Raw genomic sequence first — 18,346 nt, 5'->3', positions numbered from 1 at the left:
CCCTCAACCGGAACCCGACATGACCTCTACCGACGACACCCGCTACGCGCGCTATCCGAGCCTCGCGGACCGGACCGTGCTGATCACGGGCGGTGCGACCGGCATCGGCGCATCGTTCGTCGAGCACTTTGCGCGGCAGGGCGCGCGCGTCGCGTTCGTCGATCTCGACGCGGCGTCCGGCGCGGCGCTTGCGGCGCAGCTCGGCGATGCGCGGCATCCGCCGTCGTTCGCCGCCTGCGATCTCACCGACATCGACGCGCTGCGGCGCACGATCGACGCGCTGCGCGCCCGCACGGGCGCGTTCGCCGTGTTGGTGAACAATGCCGCGAACGACCGGCGCCACGCGATCGGCGACGTGACGCCCGAGTCGTTCGACGCGGGCATCGCGGTGAACCTGCGGCATCAGTTTTTCGCCGCGCAGGCGGTGATCGACGACATGAAGCAGCTCGGCGGCGGCTCCATCATCAATCTCGGCTCGATCAGCTGGATGCTGAAGAACGGCGGCTATCCGGTGTACGTGACCTCGAAGGCGGCGGTGCAGGGCTTGACGCGCGGCCTCGCGCGCGACCTCGGCCCGTTCGGGATCCGGGTGAATACGCTCGCGCCCGGCTGGGTGATGACGGACAAGCAGCGCCGGCTGTGGCTCGACGACGCGGGCCGCGCGGCGATCAAGGCGGGGCAGTGTCTCGATGCCGAGCTGCTGCCCGCCGATCTGGCCCGGATGGCGCTGTTCCTCGCGGCCGACGACAGCCGGATGATCACCGCGCAGGACGTGGTCGTCGACGGCGGCTGGGCGTGAGGATGCGTGCGCTGCGCCGATGAACGACGCTTGACCGATGAAGGAGCCGACCATGACCGCGACACCCTCCCGCGCTAGCGCTTCCACGACGCAGACCCGGCGGGCGCGGCTCGCGGCCGCCGGTCAGCCGGTCAGCCCGGGGCCGCAGACGGCGGTGGTCGCGCACGGCGTGGGCGCGACCGATGCGGAAGCGGTGACGCTCGCGAACCAGGACCTGCGGCTCGACGTCGCGCCGCACCTGGGCGGCGGCGTGACCCGTTTCGACTGGCGCGGCGAAGGCGCGCTCACGCCGCTGTTTCGCCGTTGCGAGACGCCGGGCGCGGACACCGATCCGAACGAACTCGCGTGCTATCCGCTGCTGCCGTACTCGAACCGGATCGGCGGCGGGCGGTTCCAGTGCGACGGCCGGCAGGTCGACGTGCCGCGCAATCGCGCGACCGAGCCCTGGCCGATCCACGGCGACGGCTGGCTGGCGCGCTGGCGCGTCGATTCGGCGAGCGAGACGCAACTGCAGCTGTCGCTCGACCGCCGCGACGGCCATCCGTACGCGTACCGCGCGACGCAGATCTACACGCTCGACGGCGCATCGCTGTCGATCACGCTCGCGATCGAAAATACCGGCCGGACGCGGCTGCCGTTCGGGCTCGGCCTGCACCCGTTCATCGTGCGCGACGCGGCGACCGAACTCGCGGCCGCCGCGAGCGGGCTGTGGCTGGCGAAGCCGGACTGGCTGCCGGAGCGGCACGTCAGCGTGCCCGCCGCGTGGCAGTTCGGCATCGCCTATCCGCTGCCCGAGCGGCTCGTCAATCATGCGTTCACGGGCTGGGGCGGCAGCGCGACGGTGGCGTGGCCGCGGCGCGGCCTCGTGATGACGGTGTCGGCCGATACCGACTGTTATGTGCTGTACACCCCGCCGGGCGAGGATTTCTTCTGCTTCGAGCCGGTCGACCACCCGATCAACGCGGTGAACCTGCCCGGCGGCGGCGCCGCGCACGGGATGACGATGCTCGCGTCCGGCGAGCGGCTTGCGCGGCGCTTCGGCTTCGCCGTCGAACGCTCGGATGCCCGCATCGCGCCGTACGCACGCGAGGCCAAGCGGCGACGCGGGTAAAATACGCGGTTCCACCCACCGCTTCGCCCCGAGTGCCCGCCATGTCCTCCCCGCTTACCTTCATCGATACGCTGCGCGCCGCGTGGCAGCGCACGAATTCACTGCTGTGCGTCGGTCTCGACCCCGAGCCGAGCCGTTTTCCGATCCAGTTCGCGAACCAGCCCGATGCGATCTTCGACTTCTGCCGCGAGATCGTCGATGCCACCGCGCCGTACGCGAGTGCTTTCAAGCCGCAGATCGCCTATTTCGCCGCGCACCGCGCGGAAGACCAGCTCGAACGGCTGATCGCGCACATCCACCTGCAGCATCCGGGCCTGCCGGTGATCCTCGACGCGAAGCGCGGCGACATCGGCAGCACCGCCGAGCAGTACGCGCGGGAAGCATTCGAGCGCTATCGCGCGGACGCGGTGACGGTGAATCCGTACATGGGCTTCGATTCGATCGAGCCGTACTTCGAGTACGCGGACCGGGGCGTGATCGTGCTGTGCCGCACGTCGAATCCCGGCGGCTCGGACCTGCAGTTCCTCGACACGGCCGGCCGCCCGCTGTATCAGGTCGTGGCCGAACTGGCCGCGCGCAAATGGAACGAGAAGACGGGCCAGCTCGGCCTCGTGGTCGGCGCGACGTTCCCGAACGAGATCGAGGTCGTGCGCGGCCTGGTCGGCGACATGCCGCTGCTGATTCCCGGCATCGGCGCGCAGGGCGGCGACGTCCGAGCGACCGTCGCGGCAGGCCGCACGGCGGACGGCACGGGGATGATGATCAATTCGTCGCGCGCCATCCTGTACGCGGGCAACGGCGAGGACTTCGCCGACGCGGCGGCGCTTGCCGCCCGGAAGACGCGCGACGCGATCAACGCGCATCGTTGAACGCCGTGCCCGTCCGTGCAGGCTGCGCGCGGGCGGGCTCGCCGGTCGTTTCCCCCTCCGTGATGCCTGTTTTCGCCGCCGCGTCCCGGCGCGTCCCGCCGGATCGTGGCGGACACGATCAAATCGATGTCGGATGCGCGCGCGCCGCGCGCCGGGAAATCGCCAATTCTGCGAGATGACGCGCGGCTTTCACCGCGCTTTCTCCCGGAACGACACCATGCCGACTCCACGCCTTTCCTTGCTGGCCGCGTTCGCGGCGTGCGCATGCATGACGTTTGCCGCCCAGGCGACGGACCTGACGCACTGGCCGCCGGACAGCGCGAAGGCGCTCGACGCGATGATCGCCGCTCATGCGCAGCAGGGCGACTACGCGGTATTCGACGCGGACAACACGACCTACCGGTACGACCTCGAGGAGGCGCTGCTGCCGTATCTGGAGAATCGCGGCGTGCTCACGCGCGACACGCTCGATGCATCGCTGAAGCTGATTCCGTTCAAGGACGCGCCCGACTACCGGGAGTCGCTGACGAGCTATTACTACCGGCTGTGCGAGATCGACGATCTGGTCTGCTATCCGTGGATCGCGCAGGCGTTCTCGGGGTTGAGCCTCGCCGAGCTGAAGACGCATGTCGACGCGATGCTGGCCGCCGGCAAGCCGGAGCCGATCCGCTACTGGAGCGGCGACAAGCGGGTCGACGGCACGGTCAATCCGCCGCGTTTCTTCAAGGGCATGCAGGAGCTGTACAACAAGCTGCGCGAGAACGGCATCGAGGTGTACGTGATGACGGCCGCGCACGAGGAACTCGCGCGGCTCGTGCTCGCCGATCCGAAGTACGGCTACAACGTGAAGCCGCAGAACGTGATCGGCGTGACGACGCTGCTGCGCAATCCCGCCACCGGCGAGTTGACGACGTCGCGGCTGCAGATCAAGAAGGGCGCGTACGACGAGGCGGCGAACCGGCCGCTCGTGATCACGCCGTTCCTGATGAATCCGATGACGTGGTACGAGGGCAAGCTGGGGTCGATCGTCGGCTGGATCGATCAGTGGAAGAAGCCGGTGCTGGTCGCCGGCGATACGCCGATGTCCGACGGCTACATGTTGCTGAACGCCGCCGACGTCGAGCGCGGCGGCGTGCGCGTGTGGGTGAACAAGAAGGACCGGCAGATGACGGAGATCCGTGCGTGGTCGGACGAGTCGGCGGCGCGCCAGAAGGCGCTCGGCTTGCCGGCGACGGCGAGCCGGAACTGGATCGTCGTGAAGCCCGACGCGATCCAGTAAGCCCGCTGCGGCGGCGGCTCAGCGCTCCTGTTCGTCCAGCAGCTTGAGCAGCCCGCGCAGCGCGTAGGTAGCCGCCTGCACGCGGATCTGTTCGCGGTCGCCCTTGAACACGACCGTTTCGACCGACGTATGCAGCCGGTTGCTCCACGCGAACGACACGGTGCCGACCGGCTTGTGCTCGGAGCCGCCGCCCGGCCCGGCGATGCCGGTGACCGACAGCGACACCTGCGCCCGGCTGTTGCGCAGCGCGCCTTCCGCCATCGCGCGCGCGACCGGCTCGCTGACCGCGCCGTGCTTGTCGATCATCTCGGCGGGCACGCCGATCATGTCGCTCTTTGCCTGGTTCGAATAGGTGACGAAGCCGCGCTCGAACCAGCCGCTGCTGCCGGAGATGTCGGTGATCGCGGCGGCGATCATCCCGCCCGTGCAGGATTCGGCGGTGGCGAGCATCAGGTGCTCGTCGCGCAGCTTGTTGCCTGCGCGGATCGCGAGCTGGTGGACGACGGAATCGGTGGGCATGCGCGAAGATCCGGATTCGGTGAAAAACGCCGGCGGGCGAAGTGGGTCAGTTGAACGTCGAGCGCCACAGCGCGATCACGAGCAGCGTCATGAACGCGGCGACGAGATCGTCGAACATGATGCCAAAGCCACCTTTCAAATTGCGGTCGAAATAGCGGATCGGCGGCGGCTTCACCATGTCGAAAACGCGGAAGATCAGGAACGCCCACAGCTGTTCGACGAACGTCGCGGGCGCGACGAACAGCAGCACCAGCCAGATCGCGACGATCTCGTCCCACACCGCGGGGCCGGGGTCGGCGATGCCCATCCGCTTCGCGGTGAAGCCCGTCATCCAGATTCCGGCGACGAAGCCGACGACGATCAGCGCCCACCACTCGGGCACGGTCAGGTAGCGGTTCAGCGCGACGAACGACAGCCAGCCGAACAGCGTGCCGAAGGTGCCGGGCATGAACGGCGCCAGACCGCTGCCGAAGCCGAGCGACACGATGTGCACCGGATGCGAGAACATGAAGCGGACGGTCGCGCGGCGGCGCGCCGTCTTCTGCACGTCTTGCGGCGCGAGCGTCTCGCCGGGCACGGCCGGCGAGACGGCGGCGGAGGAGTCGGGTTGATGCGTCGGGTCAGTCTGCATGGAAATGATCGAAGCCGTGCAACGAAAGGGACAGCGGCGCGCCGGACGCATCGCGCCAGGCGATGGCCGGCGCGTCCGCCGGCGCGGACAAGCCGCGTATTGTACCGATCTGGGTGACCGGCACGCCCGCCTGCGCGGCCGCCGTCTCGATCGCGGCGCGCGCCTGCGCGGCCGCGGTGAAGCAGAGTTCGTAGTCGTCGCCGCCCGCGAGTGTGCAGCGTCGCTGGACCTCGGCGGGCAGGGTCGCGAGCGCGGCCGAGCGCGGCACCGCGTCGGCGTCGATCTCGGCGCGCACGCGCGAGCGTTCGAGGATGTGCAGCAGGTCGCCCGCCAGGCCGTCGGAGACGTCGAGCGCGGCATGCGCGAGGCCGGCCAGCGCGAGGCCGAGCGCGACGCGCGGCTCCGGGCGTTCGAGCGCGCGGCGCAAGAGCGCGGCGGCCGCGTCGTCCGCGCGCCATTCGCCGCGTGCGACGCCGAGTCCGGCGCGAGCGTCGCCGAGCGTGCCGGACACCCAGACGTCGTCGCCGTCGCGGGCGGCGTCGCGGCGCAGCGCCGCGTCGGGCGCGACATCGCCGAACACGGTGACGCAGAGGTTCAGCGGGCCGCTCGTCGTGTCGCCGCCGATCAGTTCGCAGCCGTGGCGCTCGGCGAGTTCGAACAGGCCGTCCGCGAACGCGCCGAGCCATCCGGCGTCGGCGCGCGGCAGCGCGACCGCCAGCGTGAACGCGCGCGGCTGCGCGCCCATGGCGGCCAGATCCGACAGGTTGACGGCGAGCGTCTTGTGCCCGAGCGCGTGCGGGTCGACGTCCGGGAAGAAATGGCGGCCCTCGACCAGCATGTCCGTCGAGATCGCCAGTAGCTTGCCGGCGCGCGGCGCGAGCAGCGCGCAGTCGTCGCCGATCCCGAGCGCGGCGGACGCGCCCGGCCCTCGCGCGCGGCGCGCGAAGAAGCGGTCGATCAGTGAAAACTCTGAGAGGGCGGGAGAGGTCACGGCGCGCGTGCTCGGAAGCGTTGACGGGACGGCCATTGTACGGCCGCGCTACGGGTTTGCCCGGGGCCGTTCCGTGCATTTTGGTCGCGGCTGTTGCACCCGAATCGGCGGCTTGGGGCGTTGGATTGGCGCTACAATGTGCCGAACAGGTATTCTAATCCGCACCGCAAAGAGTCATGCCCACCACGCCTTCCCCCAAAGTCGATCTCCGAGAAGCCGCTCTCGATTACCACGAATTTCCGACGCCGGGCAAAATCGCCATCGCGCCGACGAAGCAGATGATCAACCAGCGCGATCTGGCGCTGGCCTACTCGCCGGGCGTTGCGTTCGCGTGCGAGGAGATCGTCGAGAATCCGCTCAACGCCGCCCGCTTCACCGCGCGCAGCAACCTCGTCGGCGTCGTCACGAACGGCACCGCGGTGCTGGGCCTCGGCAATATCGGGCCGCTCGCGTCGAAGCCGGTGATGGAAGGCAAGGCCGTGTTGTTCAAGAAGTTCGCCGGGATCGACGTGTTCGACATCGAGCTGAACGAATCCGATCCGCACAAGCTGGTCGACGTGATCGCCGCGCTCGAACCGACCTTCGGCGGGATCAACCTGGAAGACATCAAGGCGCCCGACTGCTTCATCGTCGAACGCGAATGCCGCAAGCGGATGAAGATCCCGGTATTCCACGACGACCAGCACGGCACCGCGATCGTCGTCGCGGCCGCGGTGACGAACGGCTTGAAGGTCGTCGGCAAGGACATCAAGCAGGTCAAGCTGGTCGCGTCCGGCGCGGGCGCCGCGGCGCTCGCCTGCCTGGATCTGCTGGTCGACATCGGCCTGCCGCTCGAGAACATCCTGGTGACGGACCTGGCCGGCGTGGTGTACAAGGGTCGCACCGAGCTGATGGATCCGGACAAGGAGCGTTTCGCGCGCGAGACCGACGCCCGCACGCTGTCCGAGGTGATCGAGGGCGCGGATATTTTCCTCGGCCTGTCGGCGGCCGGCGTGCTGAAGCCGGAGATGGTGAAGGGCATGGCGGCGCGTCCGCTGATCCTCGCTCTCGCGAATCCGACGCCGGAAATCCTCCCCGAGGCGGCGCTCGAAGTGCGCCCGGACGCGGTGCTGGCGACCGGCCGCACCGACTATCCGAACCAGGTCAACAACGTCCTGTGCTTCCCCTTCATCTTCCGCGGTGCGCTCGACGTCGGCGCGACGACGATCACCCGCGAGATGGAAATCGCCGCGGTAAACGCGATCGCCGAACTGGCGCAGCAGGAGCAGAGCGATATCGTCGCGACGGCATACGGGATCCAGGATCTGTCGTTCGGTCCGGCCTACCTGATTCCGAAGCCGTTCGACCCGCGCCTGATCGTGAAGATCGCGCCGGCGGTCGCGCAGGCGGCGATGGACGGCGGCGTCGCGACGCGGCCGATCGAGGACATGGACGCATACCGGGTCCACCTGCAGCAGTTCGTGTACCACAGCGGCACGACGATGAAGCCGATCTTCCAGCTCGCGCGCAGCGCCGCGGCCGAGAAGAAGCGCGTGGTGTTCGCGGAAGGCGAGGAAGAGCGCGTGTTGCGCGCGGTTCAGATCATCGTCGACGAAAAGCTCGCGAAACCGATCCTGATCGGGCGTCCCGCGGTGATCGAGCACCGGATCCAGCGCTATGGCCTGCGCTTGACGCCGGGCACCGATTTCACCGTGGTGAATACCGAGCATGACGAGCGGTATCGCGATTTCTGGCAGACGTACTACAAGATGATGGCCCGCAAGGGCATCAGCGAGCAGCTGGCGCGCGTCGAAATGCGCCGCCGCACGACGCTGATCGGCTCGATGCTGGTGAAGAAGGGCGAGGCGGACGGCATGATCTGCGGCACGATCAGCACCACGCACCGCCATCTGCATTTCATCGACCAGGTGATCGGCAAGCGCGAAGGGTGCAGCGTATTCGGCGCGATGAACGGCCTGGTGTTGCCGGGCCGCCAGATTTTCCTCGTCGATACTCATGTGAATGTCGATCCGACCCCGGAACAGCTTGCGGAGATCACGATCATGGCGGCGGAGGAAGTGCGCCGCTTCGGCATCGAGCCGAAGATCGCGCTGCTGTCGCATTCGAACTTCGGTACCAGCAATGCGCCTTCGGCGCAGAAAATGCGCGATACGCTCGCGATCCTGCAGGCGCGCGCGCCGCATCTGCAGGTGGATGGCGAAATGCACGGGGATGTCGCGCTCGATGCCGCGCTGCGCAAGGAAATCCTGCCGGAATCGACCCTTGAGGGTGAAGCCAATCTGCTGGTGCTGCCGAATATCGACGCAGCGAACATTGCCTACAATCTGCTCAAGACCGCCGCCGGCAACAATATCGCGATCGGGCCGATCCTGCTGGGCGCGGCGCAGCCGGTGCACGTGCTGACCGAATCGGCAACGGTGCGCCGGATCGTGAACATGGCGGCGCTGCTGGTTGCCGACGTGAACGCGGCGCGTTAAGCGCAGTAACGAAAAAAAGGCGTGCCCTCCACGAGGGCACGCCGTCAGGCAGGGCGGGGGGGCCGCCGTCCCGAATCGACTACTACAATGCATCTCCCCCCGGGCCGCGGAGGTTGGCGAGGAGGCAGAAACTCGCCGAGTAAGCATTGCGAAAGTAATATTATCTTAAATGGGATAAAAATAACTTAATTAGGTGATAGTTTACGACTTTGTCTTAGGTTGCTGGCTTTCATTTCCCAAACGAACATTGATTCGAAAGGACAATAGCGCTACGCTTACGCCTTTCTTGGTCGTCAACCTCTTGATTTAACAGCGGGAACCCCGGTTTATGGCACGCAAGTGGCTCCGCAACGGCGCGCTCGCGTCCGTCTTCGCGATTGTCGCGATGGGTAACGTCGGCATCTCGACGGGTAGTCTGGTTTCCGCCGCATACGCACGGGAAGCCGTCTCGGCGAACGGGGCGGCAGGGCAGATCGATTCGATCCCCACATCCCGGCTGCCGGGCGAAGCCATGACCACGCTCGGCCTGATTTCCTCCGGCGGCCCCTATCCGTTTCGGAAGGACGGCGTCGTATTCGGCAATTACGAACGCATTTTGCCGAAGATGAAGCGCGGCTATTATCACGAGTACACCGTGCCCACGCCCCGTGCGCGCAATCGAGGCGCCCGGCGGATCGTCTGCGGCGGCCCGCCGCAGCGGGTCGACAACTGTTATTACACCGACGACCACTACGCCAGTTTTAAACGTATTGTTGAATGACTTTGGGATGAACGGCATGAGCGACACTATCTACGCGCACGATACGTCGGCTGCGGCGGATCTGTTCGCAGCCGGCGACGGCAATCTGTTTCAGCGTGTCATGCAGAAGATGCAGGTGACCGCGCACGCCGGCAGCGAGCCGGCCGACGAAGCCAGCCCCGGGCTTTCATCCAATGAGGAGCCTATGAGCCTTTTCAAGACCGTGCGACCGAACCTCGTGCAGTCGATCCGCGCATTCCGCGTCCAGGATCTCGCTGACGAAGCGAATCAGCTCGGCCAGCATTTCCTCTATGCGTATTGCGGAAATGCCCAATCGAAACAAGAAGTGCTGGAGACGATCGCAACGTCGTTCCTGTTCCCGAAGCATTTCGGCAAGAACTACGACGCGCTCTATGACTGCCTGACGGATCTCGTGCACAAGGCGGGCTCGCAGCCCGGCTTCGTGATCGTGCTCGAAGCGCTGCCGATTGCGCAGAAGTTCGACAAGGAAGGCCGCGAGACGCTGCTCGACGTGTTCCGCGAAGCGGCCGAATTCTGGGCCGAGAGCAAGGTTGCGTTCCGCGTGTTCTATTCGTTCGCGTGATCGGGTGCGTCCGGCCGCGGCGTACGCCGCCGGTCCGCGACAATCCGCTTCAGCGAAAGGCCCGCTTGCCGCGGGCCTTTTCCATCATTCGGCGGTGCGCGCGGCTACCAGCCGCCCCAGCGTGCGGCGAGCGCCGCGAGCATCGCCATGCCGGCCGTCTCGGTGCGCAGCACGCGTGCGCCGAGCAGGATCGATGTGAAGCCGCGCGCGCGCGCCGCTTCTTCTTCCGACGGCGACAGGCCGCCTTCCGGACCGATCAGCAGCGTGACGTCGCCTGACGGCGGCGTCGCCGGCAATTGCGCGAACGCAATGCTCGCGCGCGGCGAGAGCATCAGCCGCAGTTCGTCCGGCGCGGCCGTCTCGGGAAGTGCGTCCAGCCACACGTGAAAATCGCGTACCGGCGCGATCTCGGGCAGGCGGTTGCGGCCGCACTGTTCGCACGAGGCGCGCACGACGCCCTGCCAGTGGGCGACGCGTTTCTCCGCGCGCTCGCCCGACAGCCGCACGACGGCGCGCGAAGTCGACAGCGGCGCGAGGCGCGCCGCGCCGAGTTCTACCGCTTTCTCGATCAGCCAGTCCATCTTGTCGCCGCCCGCGATGCCCTGCGCGAGCGTGATCCGGTAGGGCGCCTCGGTCTCGACCGGATCGAAGGCGCCGATGCGCGCGAGCGCCGTGCGCTTGTCGACCTCGACCAGTTCGGCACGGAACTGGCCGCCGGTGCCGTTGAACAGCGTGAGCGCGTCGCCGGGCGCAAGCCGCAGCACCTGCACGTGGCGCGCGACGTCGGCGGGCAGCGTCAGCATCACGTCGCCGCGCAGCGCGGCGTCGACGAACAGGCGCGGAATCGAGGCGGTGCTCGTCGTCATGCGCCGATCCGCCGCGCGAGCGCCCAGCGATAGCCGTCGAGATCCTCGATCTGCGCGAAGCGATCGCCCCAGAACTGATCCTGCGGTGCGCTCAATGCTTTCGCGCCCGCGTCGAGCGCACGCTGATAGACCGCATCGACGTCGTCGACATACAGATAGAACGACTGCGGCGCGGTGGCGCCGGCGGTTTTCGGCGTGAGGGCCGCCGAGCCGAACGCGCCTTCCGGCGCGAACATCACGATCAGCTGGCCCTGATACGACATTTCGACGTGCATGAGCACGCCGTCTTCGTCGATCAGTTCGCGTTGCGCGAAGCCGAACGCCGCGCTGAAGAACGCGATCGACGCTTGCGCGTTGCGTACGGCCAGATAAGGGGTCAACCAAGGCACGTTGGCCGGACGTGGATCGGTCATCACGAATTCTCCTGCGGGGAATGAAGGCGCCTGCCGCGACAAGCGCTGAAATCAGCGGCGTATCCCGAGTGTATCGCGCAGCGGGCGCGGTAGCGTAAAGAGCGTGGGATGCAGTTTCGCGTCGTAATAGCGCAAGCCTTCGATGCCTCGTTCGGCGAGCCGTTCGTCGACGTCGTGCGCGAACAGCGCGCCGGCGTCGAGCGCATCGCTCGCGATCGCCATCAGCCACGGCGAGCCGTAGAGCGGTACGTGCGCGCACAACGGCGCGACGACCGCGAAGCTGGCGCGCAGGTCGGCCAGCAGCGCGACGATGCGCGCCTCGTGGAACCACGGCGAGCCGAGATGGATCGAGATCGCGCCGCGCGGGGTCATCACGCGCTTGAGCCGCGCATAGAATCCGGCCGTGTAGAGGCCGGCTGCGGGCGAGTCGGGCGGCGTGAGATCGAACACGACGAGATCGAAGTGCTCGCACGCGGTGTCGACGAAATGCGCGGCGTCGCCGATCACGAGTTCGACACGCGGATCGTCGAGCGCGCCCTGGTGGACCTCGTCGAGAAAGCGCCGCGCCATCCGGACTACATCGCGGTCGAGCTCCGCGATCACGATCCGCCCGATACCGGGATGCTTGAGCAATTGGCGCGCGGCGCCGCCGTCGCCGCCGCCCAGCACCAGCGCCTTCTTCGGTGCCGGATGCGCGAGCGCGGCCGGATGCGTCATGCATTCGTGATAGATGAATTCGTCGCCGACCGACGTCATCGGCCGTCCGTCGAGCGTGAACAGGCGGCCCAGCTGCGGCGTGTCCCAGACTTCGATCCGCTGATGCTGCGACGCGACATGCGCGAGCCGGCGGGCATTGGAGAACCCGTAGGTGGTGTCGGGAGTCGGGTGAAAGAGGAGGTTCGTGCTCACGGGGACGGCGGCGGGCGGCGGGCAGCGCCGATCCCTGAATTATAGGGGGCGGGACGGCCAACGAGAAACCGGGCCGGATGAGCGCGCCGGACAAGGCTGTTTGCAGGTCATCTGTTAAAATACGCGGCTTTGCAGCCTTGTCCGTTTGCTCGTCCGCCTCGCGTCCTTCCGGCGCCGCACTGCGCGTCGGAAATGGCCGGTGCGCGAGCCTCCGGATTCCGCACGCGCCCCGTTTCTCGACTCGTTCTCCGGAATCGACATGACGACCTCGTCTCCCGCCTCAACCTCCCTGATGGCCAACGCTATCCGCGCACTTGCGATGGATGCCGTTCAGCAAGCGAACTCCGGTCACCCGGGCATGCCGATGGGCATGGCCGAAATCGGCGTCGCGCTGTGGTCGCGCCACCTCAAGCACAACCCGGCGAACCCGCACTGGGCCGACCGCGACCGCTTCGTGCTGTCGAACGGCCACGGCTCGATGCTGCTGTACGCGCTGCTGCATCTGACGGGCTACGACCTGCCGATGGCGGAGCTGAAGAACTTCCGCCAACTGCATTCGAAGACGCCGGGCCACCCGGAATACGGGATCACGCCGGGGGTCGAAACGACCACCGGCCCGCTCGGCCAGGGTCTCGCGAACGCGGTGGGCATGGCCCTCGGCGAAGCGCTGATGGCGGCCGAGTTCAACCAGGCGGACGCGAAGATCGTCGATCACCACACCTATGTGTTTGTCGGCGACGGCTGTCTGATGGAAGGCATCTCGCACGAAGCCTGCTCGCTCGCGGGCACGCTCAAGCTGAACAAGCTGATCGCGCTGTACGACGATAACGGCATCTCGATCGACGGCAACGTCGTCAACTGGTTCCACGACGACACGCCGAAGCGTTTCGAGGCGTACGGCTGGAACGTGATTCCGAACGTGAACGGCCACGATGTCGACGCGGTCGACGCGGCGATCGCGCAGGCCAAGCTGTCCGACCGGCCGACGCTGATCTGCTGCAAGACGACGATCGGCAAGGGCGCGGCGACGAAGGCGGGCACCCATGACGTGCACGGCGCGGCGCTCGGCGCGGAAGAAATCGCGAAGACGCGCGCGGCGCTCGGCTGGACCTGGGGGCCGTTCGACATTCCGCAGGAAGTCTACGCGGCGTGGGATGCGAAGGAAGCCGGCGCGCGCGTCGAGCACGACTGGGACGCATTGTTCGCGCAATACCGCGCGAAGTATCCGCAGCAGGCCGCCGAGTTTGAACGCCGGATGACCGGCAAGCTGCCCGCCGACTGGACGCAGCAGGCGGCCGCGATTGTCGCGGGCGCGAACGAGCGCGCCGAGACGGTGGCCACCCGCAAGGCGTCGCAGCAGGCGATCGAGGGCCTCGCGGCCGTGCTGCCCGAACTGCTGGGCGGCTCGGCCGACCTGACCGGCTCGAACCTCACCAACTGGAAGGCGTCGAAGCCGGTGCGCGCGGGCGAGCACGGCATCCAGTGGGGCAACCACATCAACTACGGCGTGCGCGAATTCGGCATGAGCGCCGCGATCAACGGCCTCGTGCTGCACGGCGGCTACAAGCCGTTCGGCGGCACGTTCCTCACGTTCTCCGACTACAGCCGCAACGCGCTGCGCGTCGCCGCGCTGATGAAGGTGCCGTCGATCTTCGTGTTCACGCACGATTCGATCGGCCTCGGCGAAGACGGTCCGACCCACCAGTCGATCGAGCAGGTGTCGAGCCTGCGCCTGATTCCGCAGCTCGACGTCTGGCGTCCGGCCGACACGGTCGAAACGGCCGTCGCATGGACCCACGCGATCGCGCATCAAGGTCCGTCGTGCCTGATCTTCAGCCGCCAGAACCTGCAGTTCAACGAACGCACCGACGCGCAGATCGCGAACATCGAGAAGGGTGGCTACGTGCTGCGCGACTGGGACGAAGAGATCGTCGCGCGCAAGATCATCCTGATCGCCACGGGCTCGGAAGTCGAGCTGGCGATGCAGGCGGTCGAGCCGCTCGCGCAGCAGGGGATCGCCGCGCGCGTGGTATCGATGCCGGCCACCACCGTGTTCGACAAGCAGGACGCCGAGTACCGCGAGCGGGTGCTGCCGCACGGCGTGCGCCGCGTCGCGATCGAAGCGGGCGTGACGGCTTTCTGGCACAAGTACGTGGGTCTCGACGGCGGCGTGGTCGGGATCGACACGTTCGGCGAATCGGCGCCGGCCGGCGTGCTGTTCAAGTATTTCGGCTTTACCGTCGAGAAGGTGGTCGAGACGGCCAAGGCCGTGCTGGCGTAAGCCATACCCGTCGCCCGGCCGGCCTGCCCCGGCCGGCCGGGCGCACCGTGAAGCTGCACGAAACGAATTTTTTCAGCCATCAGGAGATAGACCATGACGATCCGCGTTGCAATCAACGGGTACGGCCGCATCGGCCGCAACACGCTGCGCGCCTTCTATGAAAACGGCAAGAAGCACGATCTCGAGATCGTCGCGATCAACGATCTGGGCGACGCGAAGACGAACGCCCACCTCACGCAATACGACACCGCGCACGGCAAGTTCCCGGGCGAAGTATCGGTGGACGGCGATTACCTCGTGGTGAACGGCGACCGTATCCGCGTGCTGGCGAACCGCAATCCGGCCGAACTGCCGTGGGGCGAGCTGGGCGTCGACGTCGTGATGGAATGCACGGGCTTCTTCACGACCAAGGAAAAGGCGAGCGCCCACCTGAAGGGCGGCGCGAAGAAGGTGATCATCTCGGCGCCGGGCGGCAAGGACGTCGACGCGACGATCGTCTACGGCGTGAACCACAACGTGCTGAAGGCCGAGCACACGGTGATCTCGAACGCATCGTGCACGACCAACTGCCTCGCGCCGCTCGTCAAGCCGCTGAACGACAAGATCGGCCTCGAAACCGGCCTGATGACGACGATTCACGCGTACACGAACGATCAGGTGCTGACCGACGTGTACCACGAGGATCTGCGCCGCGCGCGCTCGGCCACGCACAGCCAGATTCCGACCAAGACGGGCGCCGCTTCGGCCGTCGGCCTGGTGCTGCCGGAACTGAACGGCAAGCTGGACGGCTACGCGATCCGCGTCCCGACCATCAACGTGTCGATCGTCGACCTGTCGTTCATCGCTAAGCGCGATACGACGGTGGAAGAAGTCAACGCGATCATGAAGGACGCGGCGGAAGGCGAGCTGAAGGGCATCCTCGGCTACAACACCGCGCCGCTGGTCTCGATCGACTTCAACCACAACCCGGCTTCGTCGACGTTCGACGCGACGCTGACCAAGGTGTCGGGCCGTCTGGTGAAGGTGTCGAGCTGGTACGACAACGAGTGGGGCTTCTCGAACCGCATGCTGGATACGGCGGTGGCGTTCGCGAACGCGAAGTAAGCCGGCTGTACGCGGCGACGCCGGCTCCGGCGCCGCCGTTCGGACGGGTCCGGTGGTGCGCGATCAACGCATGCCGCCGGACGGTCCGCTTCAACGCGCGTCGCGCGGCCGGCATCGATGCCGGTTCTTCCTTCCGATTTCCCGTATGCCGATTTCCAGGTCCGGCGCCGTGTCGTTCCGGCCGTTCCCGTGCGCGGGCGTCACGATGTGATGCGCTGCTCGCCGACCCGTTGCGAGACGCCCCACAGCGCGAGCAGCAGGCTCGACAGCGCGGCGCCCGCGATGCATACGCCGCGCCAGCCGTCGATGCCGAATGCGAAGCTCGCGCTGCTCGAACCCAATGCGCCGCCGATGAAATAGCTGGTCAGGTAGACGGTCGTGATCCGGCTGCGCGCATCGCTCGCCAGCGCGTAGATCACGCTCTGGTTTGAGATGTGCAAGCCTTGCACGCCGACGTCGAGCAGCAGGATGCCCGCGATCAGGCCGGCCAGCGAATGCGCGCCGCTCGCGATCAACGCGAACGATGCCAGCACGGCGGCGGCGAACAGGCCCGTAGCCGCGTTGCCGTGTCCGCGGTCGACGAGCCGGCCGGCCGAATTGGCGGCCAGCGCGCCTACCGCGCCGACCACGCCGAACAATCCGATCTGCGCTTCGCTGTAGCCGTACGGCGGCTGGCTGAGCAGGAAGGTCAGGCCGGTCCACAGCAGGCTGAAGCAGGCGAACACCAGCGCGCCGTACGCGGAGCGCAGCGCGAGCGTCGGCTGGTTGCGCACGAGCGTCGCGAGCGAGCGCATCAGCGCGCGGTAGTCGAGGCGCTCGTCGCGCCGGTCGCGGGGCAGCCGGATCGCGAGCACCACGGTCAGCACCAGGACCAGCAGCGCGGCGATGCCGTACACCGCACGCCAGCCGAACCAGTCCGCGAGCGCGCCCGACGCCACGCGCGCGAGCAGGATGCCGAGCAGCAACCCGCTCATCACGGTGCCGACGACGCGGCCGCGCGAGCGGTCGTCGGCGAGCGACGCGGCGAACGGCACCAGCAACTGCGTCGAGCAGGTCACGAAGCCGACACAGATGTTCGCGGCGACGAAGAACGCGTAGCGCGTGCTGAACGCGACGGCAAGCAGGGCGATCACGTTGACGGCGAGCAGGCGCACGATCAGGGTGTGGCGATTGAGCGCGTCGCCGAGCGGCACGATCAGCAGCAGGCTGCCCGCGTAGCCGAGCTGGGTCAGCGTGACGAGGTAGCCGAGTTCGGCCGGCGCGCGGCCGAAGCTGTGAGCGATCGCGACCAGCAGCGGCTGCGAATAATAGAGATTGCCGATGACGATGCCGCACGCGCAGGCGAACAGCAGCGTCATGCCGCGCGTCAGGGGCGGGGGAGTGAGAGCCGGCTGCATGGGTGGGTAGGGCGTGAACCGATGAAAGAGGATAGGGGAAGCGGACCGGGCCGCGCGGCGGCCCGGTCCGGGTGATCGGAACGGGCGGATCAGAACGGACGGGTCGGCAGGTATTTGCCGTCGAGCGTGATGACGGCGCGCGAGCCGCCTTCGGGGTCGTCGACCTTCTTGATGTCGATCTTGAAGTTGATCGCGCTGATGATGCCGTCGCCGAACTGCTCATGGACCAGCGCCTTCAGCGTCGTCCCGTAGACCTGCAGGATCTCGTAGAAACGGTAGATGGTCGGATCGGTCGGCACGCCGCCCGGGAGGCTGCCGCGCAGCGGGATCGTCTGCAGCAGACGCGCGTCGGCGTCGTCGAGCCCGAGCCGCGCGGCGATCCGCTGGGCCGCTTCTGCGGGCAGCGGATGCTGTCCGAGCAGTGCGGCGGTGACGAAGGCGATACTCAGGCCGGTGCCCTCGTTGATCTGCTCGAACGTCAGGTTCAGGCGGACCTTGGCGTCAATGACGCGTTCGGTGAGGGCTTCGCGGGCGGTCTGGCTGAATTGCGATTGCATGGATGCGGGCTCCAGGTTTCAGGTGGGTGATAGAGGGGTGTCAGGCCGCGGCGTCGAGTCGCGACGGAGTCGCGCAGACGTGCGGATGATCGGCGAGCGATACGAAGCGCCGGGTCGCGCCGTCGAGCGCGATGATGGCGCCGGTGCCGATGTCGTAGACCCAGCCGTGCAGCGCGAGCCGGCCCTGGTCGAGCGCGAGCCGCACGGACGGATGAGTCGCGAGGTTCGCGAGCTGCGCGACGACGTTGTCGCGCACCATCGCGTCGACCCGTTCGCGTTCGTTGTCGTAGCGGCGCGCGCCGTGCACGGCCTTCGCCGCATCCGCGTAGCGCAGCCAGGCGCGCACGGCGGGCATCGAATCGAGGCAGCGGCAGGTGGCGAGCGCCGTCATCGCGCCGCAATCGGAATGGCCGCAGATCACGATGTCGGTCACGCCGAGCGCGGCGACCGCGTATTCGACCGACGCGGACACGCCGCCCGGCTCCGGGCCGAACGACGGCACGATGTTGCCGGCGTTGCGGATCACGAACAGCTCGCCGGGTTCGCGCTGCGTGACGAGTTCGGGCACGAGCCGGCTGTCCGAGCACGAGATGAACAGCGCGCGCGGCTGCTGGCTCTCGGCGAGCTGGCGGAACAGCGCGGCGCGCGCCGGAAAGGCGTCGCGCTGGAATTTCAGAAATCCCTTGATGATGTCCTGCATGGTGTGGCTCCTGCGAAAGAGTCGGGAACGATTCACGGCAGGATGCGGGATTTAATTCATAGCGTCCAAGACCAGTTTATTATTGTTTTTATAGGAAAAA

Annotated in this window: 18 protein-coding genes; 9 read left to right on the top strand and 9 right to left on the bottom strand. The window is 67.4% G+C overall.

All coding sequences use genetic code 11. From position 1 onward, the window contains the following. Positions 1–19: 19 nt before the first annotated feature. From RZR99_RS19940 to RZR99_RS19925, 4 genes are all read left to right on the top strand, one after another. Entirely contained in the window at positions 20–799 is a 780-nt protein-coding gene (locus RZR99_RS19940) for an SDR family NAD(P)-dependent oxidoreductase (RefSeq protein ID WP_323121498.1), read from the top strand. 52 nt (positions 800–851) lie between these two features. Next, positions 852–1,910: an aldose 1-epimerase gene (locus RZR99_RS19935; protein ID WP_323121497.1), complete on the top strand. Its 1,059-nt coding sequence runs from the start codon at positions 852–854 to the stop codon at positions 1,908–1,910. Between the two features lie 41 nt (positions 1,911–1,951). Beyond that, a complete protein-coding gene (gene pyrF / locus RZR99_RS19930; RefSeq protein ID WP_323121496.1) occupies positions 1,952–2,779 on the top strand; it encodes an orotidine-5'-phosphate decarboxylase in 828 nt (275 codons plus the stop codon). Positions 2,780–2,996: 217 nt separating this feature from the next. Continuing rightward, complete coding sequence (locus tag RZR99_RS19925) at positions 2,997–4,058, top strand: HAD family hydrolase (protein WP_323121495.1); 1,062 nt, start codon at positions 2,997–2,999, stop codon at positions 4,056–4,058. 18 nt (positions 4,059–4,076) lie between these two features. Here RZR99_RS19925 and RZR99_RS19920 read toward each other — a convergent pair whose 3' ends face one another. Genes RZR99_RS19920 through thiL form a run of 3 tightly spaced genes read right to left on the bottom strand, consistent with a single transcriptional unit; the run spans position 4,077 to position 6,235 of the window. Further along, positions 4,077–4,577, bottom strand: coding sequence for a CinA family protein (locus RZR99_RS19920; protein ID WP_323121494.1), 501 nt, complete (start codon positions 4,575–4,577; stop codon positions 4,077–4,079). 46 nt (positions 4,578–4,623) lie between these two features. Continuing rightward, on the bottom strand, positions 4,624–5,208 hold the full coding sequence (locus RZR99_RS19915) for a phosphatidylglycerophosphatase A family protein (RefSeq protein ID WP_323121493.1): 585 nt from the start codon (positions 5,206–5,208) through the stop codon (positions 4,624–4,626). Further along, positions 5,198–6,235, bottom strand: coding sequence for a thiamine-phosphate kinase (gene thiL / locus RZR99_RS19910; RefSeq protein WP_323121492.1), 1,038 nt, complete (start codon positions 6,233–6,235; stop codon positions 5,198–5,200). Before thiL ends, RZR99_RS19915 begins: the two co-directional genes overlap by 11 nt. A gap of 140 nt (positions 6,236–6,375) precedes the next feature. Between thiL and RZR99_RS19905 the strand changes: the two genes are divergently transcribed. From RZR99_RS19905 to RZR99_RS19895, 3 genes are all read left to right on the top strand, one after another. Beyond that, a complete protein-coding gene (locus RZR99_RS19905; RefSeq protein ID WP_323121491.1) occupies positions 6,376–8,676 on the top strand; it encodes an NADP-dependent malic enzyme in 2,301 nt (766 codons plus the stop codon). A gap of 328 nt (positions 8,677–9,004) precedes the next feature. After that, positions 9,005–9,436, top strand: coding sequence for a ribonuclease (locus tag RZR99_RS19900; RefSeq protein ID WP_323121490.1), 432 nt, complete (start codon positions 9,005–9,007; stop codon positions 9,434–9,436). Between the two features lie 16 nt (positions 9,437–9,452). After that, positions 9,453–10,019 carry a barstar family protein gene (locus RZR99_RS19895; protein WP_323121489.1) on the top strand — a complete coding sequence of 189 codons (567 nt, stop codon included), beginning with the start codon at positions 9,453–9,455 and terminating at the stop codon, positions 10,017–10,019. Positions 10,020–10,123: 104 nt separating this feature from the next. Here the strand turns inward: RZR99_RS19895 and RZR99_RS19890 are convergent, their stop codons facing one another. Genes RZR99_RS19890 through speE form a run of 3 tightly spaced genes read right to left on the bottom strand, consistent with a single transcriptional unit; the run spans position 10,124 to position 12,207 of the window. Next, positions 10,124–10,885 carry a 16S rRNA (uracil(1498)-N(3))-methyltransferase gene (locus tag RZR99_RS19890; RefSeq protein ID WP_323121488.1) on the bottom strand — a complete coding sequence of 254 codons (762 nt, stop codon included), beginning with the start codon at positions 10,883–10,885 and terminating at the stop codon, positions 10,124–10,126. After that, positions 10,882–11,298, bottom strand: a complete 417-nt coding sequence (locus RZR99_RS19885) for a VOC family protein (RefSeq protein ID WP_323121487.1) — start codon at positions 11,296–11,298, stop codon at positions 10,882–10,884. The genes RZR99_RS19890 and RZR99_RS19885 overlap by 4 nt, the downstream gene beginning before the upstream one ends. A 51-nt stretch (positions 11,299–11,349) precedes the next feature. Beyond that, on the bottom strand, positions 11,350–12,207 hold the full coding sequence (speE, locus tag RZR99_RS19880; RefSeq protein WP_323121486.1) for a polyamine aminopropyltransferase: 858 nt from the start codon (positions 12,205–12,207) through the stop codon (positions 11,350–11,352). A 259-nt stretch (positions 12,208–12,466) separates the two neighbouring features. On the opposite strand from speE, the gene tkt reads away from it, so the two are divergent. Next, positions 12,467–14,488 (top strand): transketolase, encoded by a 2,022-nt coding sequence (gene tkt / locus RZR99_RS19875; protein WP_323121485.1) that lies wholly within the window; start codon positions 12,467–12,469, stop codon positions 14,486–14,488. Between the two features lie 93 nt (positions 14,489–14,581). Beyond that, positions 14,582–15,592 (top strand): type I glyceraldehyde-3-phosphate dehydrogenase, encoded by a 1,011-nt coding sequence (gap, locus tag RZR99_RS19870; RefSeq protein ID WP_323121484.1) that lies wholly within the window; start codon positions 14,582–14,584, stop codon positions 15,590–15,592. Between the two features lie 200 nt (positions 15,593–15,792). Here gap and RZR99_RS19865 read toward each other — a convergent pair whose 3' ends face one another. The 3 genes from RZR99_RS19865 to RZR99_RS19855 form a co-directional block, all read right to left on the bottom strand. Next, positions 15,793–16,989, bottom strand: a complete 1,197-nt coding sequence (locus RZR99_RS19865; protein WP_323121483.1) for an MFS transporter — start codon at positions 16,987–16,989, stop codon at positions 15,793–15,795. An 89-nt stretch (positions 16,990–17,078) separates the two neighbouring features. Beyond that, complete coding sequence (gene cynS, locus RZR99_RS19860) at positions 17,079–17,546, bottom strand: cyanase (RefSeq protein ID WP_323121482.1); 468 nt, start codon at positions 17,544–17,546, stop codon at positions 17,079–17,081. Positions 17,547–17,586: 40 nt separating this feature from the next. Further along, on the bottom strand, positions 17,587–18,246 hold the full coding sequence (locus tag RZR99_RS19855; RefSeq protein ID WP_323121481.1) for a carbonic anhydrase: 660 nt from the start codon (positions 18,244–18,246) through the stop codon (positions 17,587–17,589). Between the last annotated feature and the right edge of the window lie 100 nt (positions 18,247–18,346).

It is taken from the genome of Burkholderia alba (genome assembly GCF_034721475.1).
GTDB lineage: Bacteria > Pseudomonadota > Gammaproteobacteria > Burkholderiales > Burkholderiaceae > Burkholderia > Burkholderia alba.
This window is presented reverse-complemented; position numbering and strand designations above follow the sequence as displayed.

What these genes read in the sequence shown, in the direction of transcription:
- RZR99_RS19895 (WP_323121489.1), top strand. Translation starts at nt 9,453, where the DNA reads ATGAGCGACACTATCTACGCGCACGATACGTCGGCTGCGGCGGATCTG.
- RZR99_RS19890 (WP_323121488.1), bottom strand. Translation starts at nt 10,885, where the DNA reads ATGACGACGAGCACCGCCTCGATTCCGCGCCTGTTCGTCGACGCCGCG.
- tkt (WP_323121485.1), top strand. Translation starts at nt 12,467, where the DNA reads ATGACGACCTCGTCTCCCGCCTCAACCTCCCTGATGGCCAACGCTATC.
- cynS (WP_323121482.1), bottom strand. Translation starts at nt 17,546, where the DNA reads ATGCAATCGCAATTCAGCCAGACCGCCCGCGAAGCCCTCACCGAACGC.
- thiL (WP_323121492.1), bottom strand. Translation starts at nt 6,235, where the DNA reads ATGGCCGTCCCGTCAACGCTTCCGAGCACGCGCGCCGTGACCTCTCCC.
- pyrF (WP_323121496.1), top strand. Translation starts at nt 1,952, where the DNA reads ATGTCCTCCCCGCTTACCTTCATCGATACGCTGCGCGCCGCGTGGCAG.
- RZR99_RS19920 (WP_323121494.1), bottom strand. Translation starts at nt 4,577, where the DNA reads ATGCCCACCGATTCCGTCGTCCACCAGCTCGCGATCCGCGCAGGCAAC.
- RZR99_RS19900 (WP_323121490.1), top strand. Translation starts at nt 9,005, where the DNA reads ATGGCACGCAAGTGGCTCCGCAACGGCGCGCTCGCGTCCGTCTTCGCG.
- RZR99_RS19855 (WP_323121481.1), bottom strand. Translation starts at nt 18,246, where the DNA reads ATGCAGGACATCATCAAGGGATTTCTGAAATTCCAGCGCGACGCCTTT.
- RZR99_RS19940 (WP_323121498.1), top strand. Translation starts at nt 20, where the DNA reads ATGACCTCTACCGACGACACCCGCTACGCGCGCTATCCGAGCCTCGCG.
- RZR99_RS19925 (WP_323121495.1), top strand. Translation starts at nt 2,997, where the DNA reads ATGCCGACTCCACGCCTTTCCTTGCTGGCCGCGTTCGCGGCGTGCGCA.
- gap (WP_323121484.1), top strand. Translation starts at nt 14,582, where the DNA reads ATGACGATCCGCGTTGCAATCAACGGGTACGGCCGCATCGGCCGCAAC.
- RZR99_RS19865 (WP_323121483.1), bottom strand. Translation starts at nt 16,989, where the DNA reads ATGCAGCCGGCTCTCACTCCCCCGCCCCTGACGCGCGGCATGACGCTG.
- RZR99_RS19885 (WP_323121487.1), bottom strand. Translation starts at nt 11,298, where the DNA reads ATGACCGATCCACGTCCGGCCAACGTGCCTTGGTTGACCCCTTATCTG.
- RZR99_RS19905 (WP_323121491.1), top strand. Translation starts at nt 6,376, where the DNA reads ATGCCCACCACGCCTTCCCCCAAAGTCGATCTCCGAGAAGCCGCTCTC.
- RZR99_RS19935 (WP_323121497.1), top strand. Translation starts at nt 852, where the DNA reads ATGACCGCGACACCCTCCCGCGCTAGCGCTTCCACGACGCAGACCCGG.
- RZR99_RS19915 (WP_323121493.1), bottom strand. Translation starts at nt 5,208, where the DNA reads ATGCAGACTGACCCGACGCATCAACCCGACTCCTCCGCCGCCGTCTCG.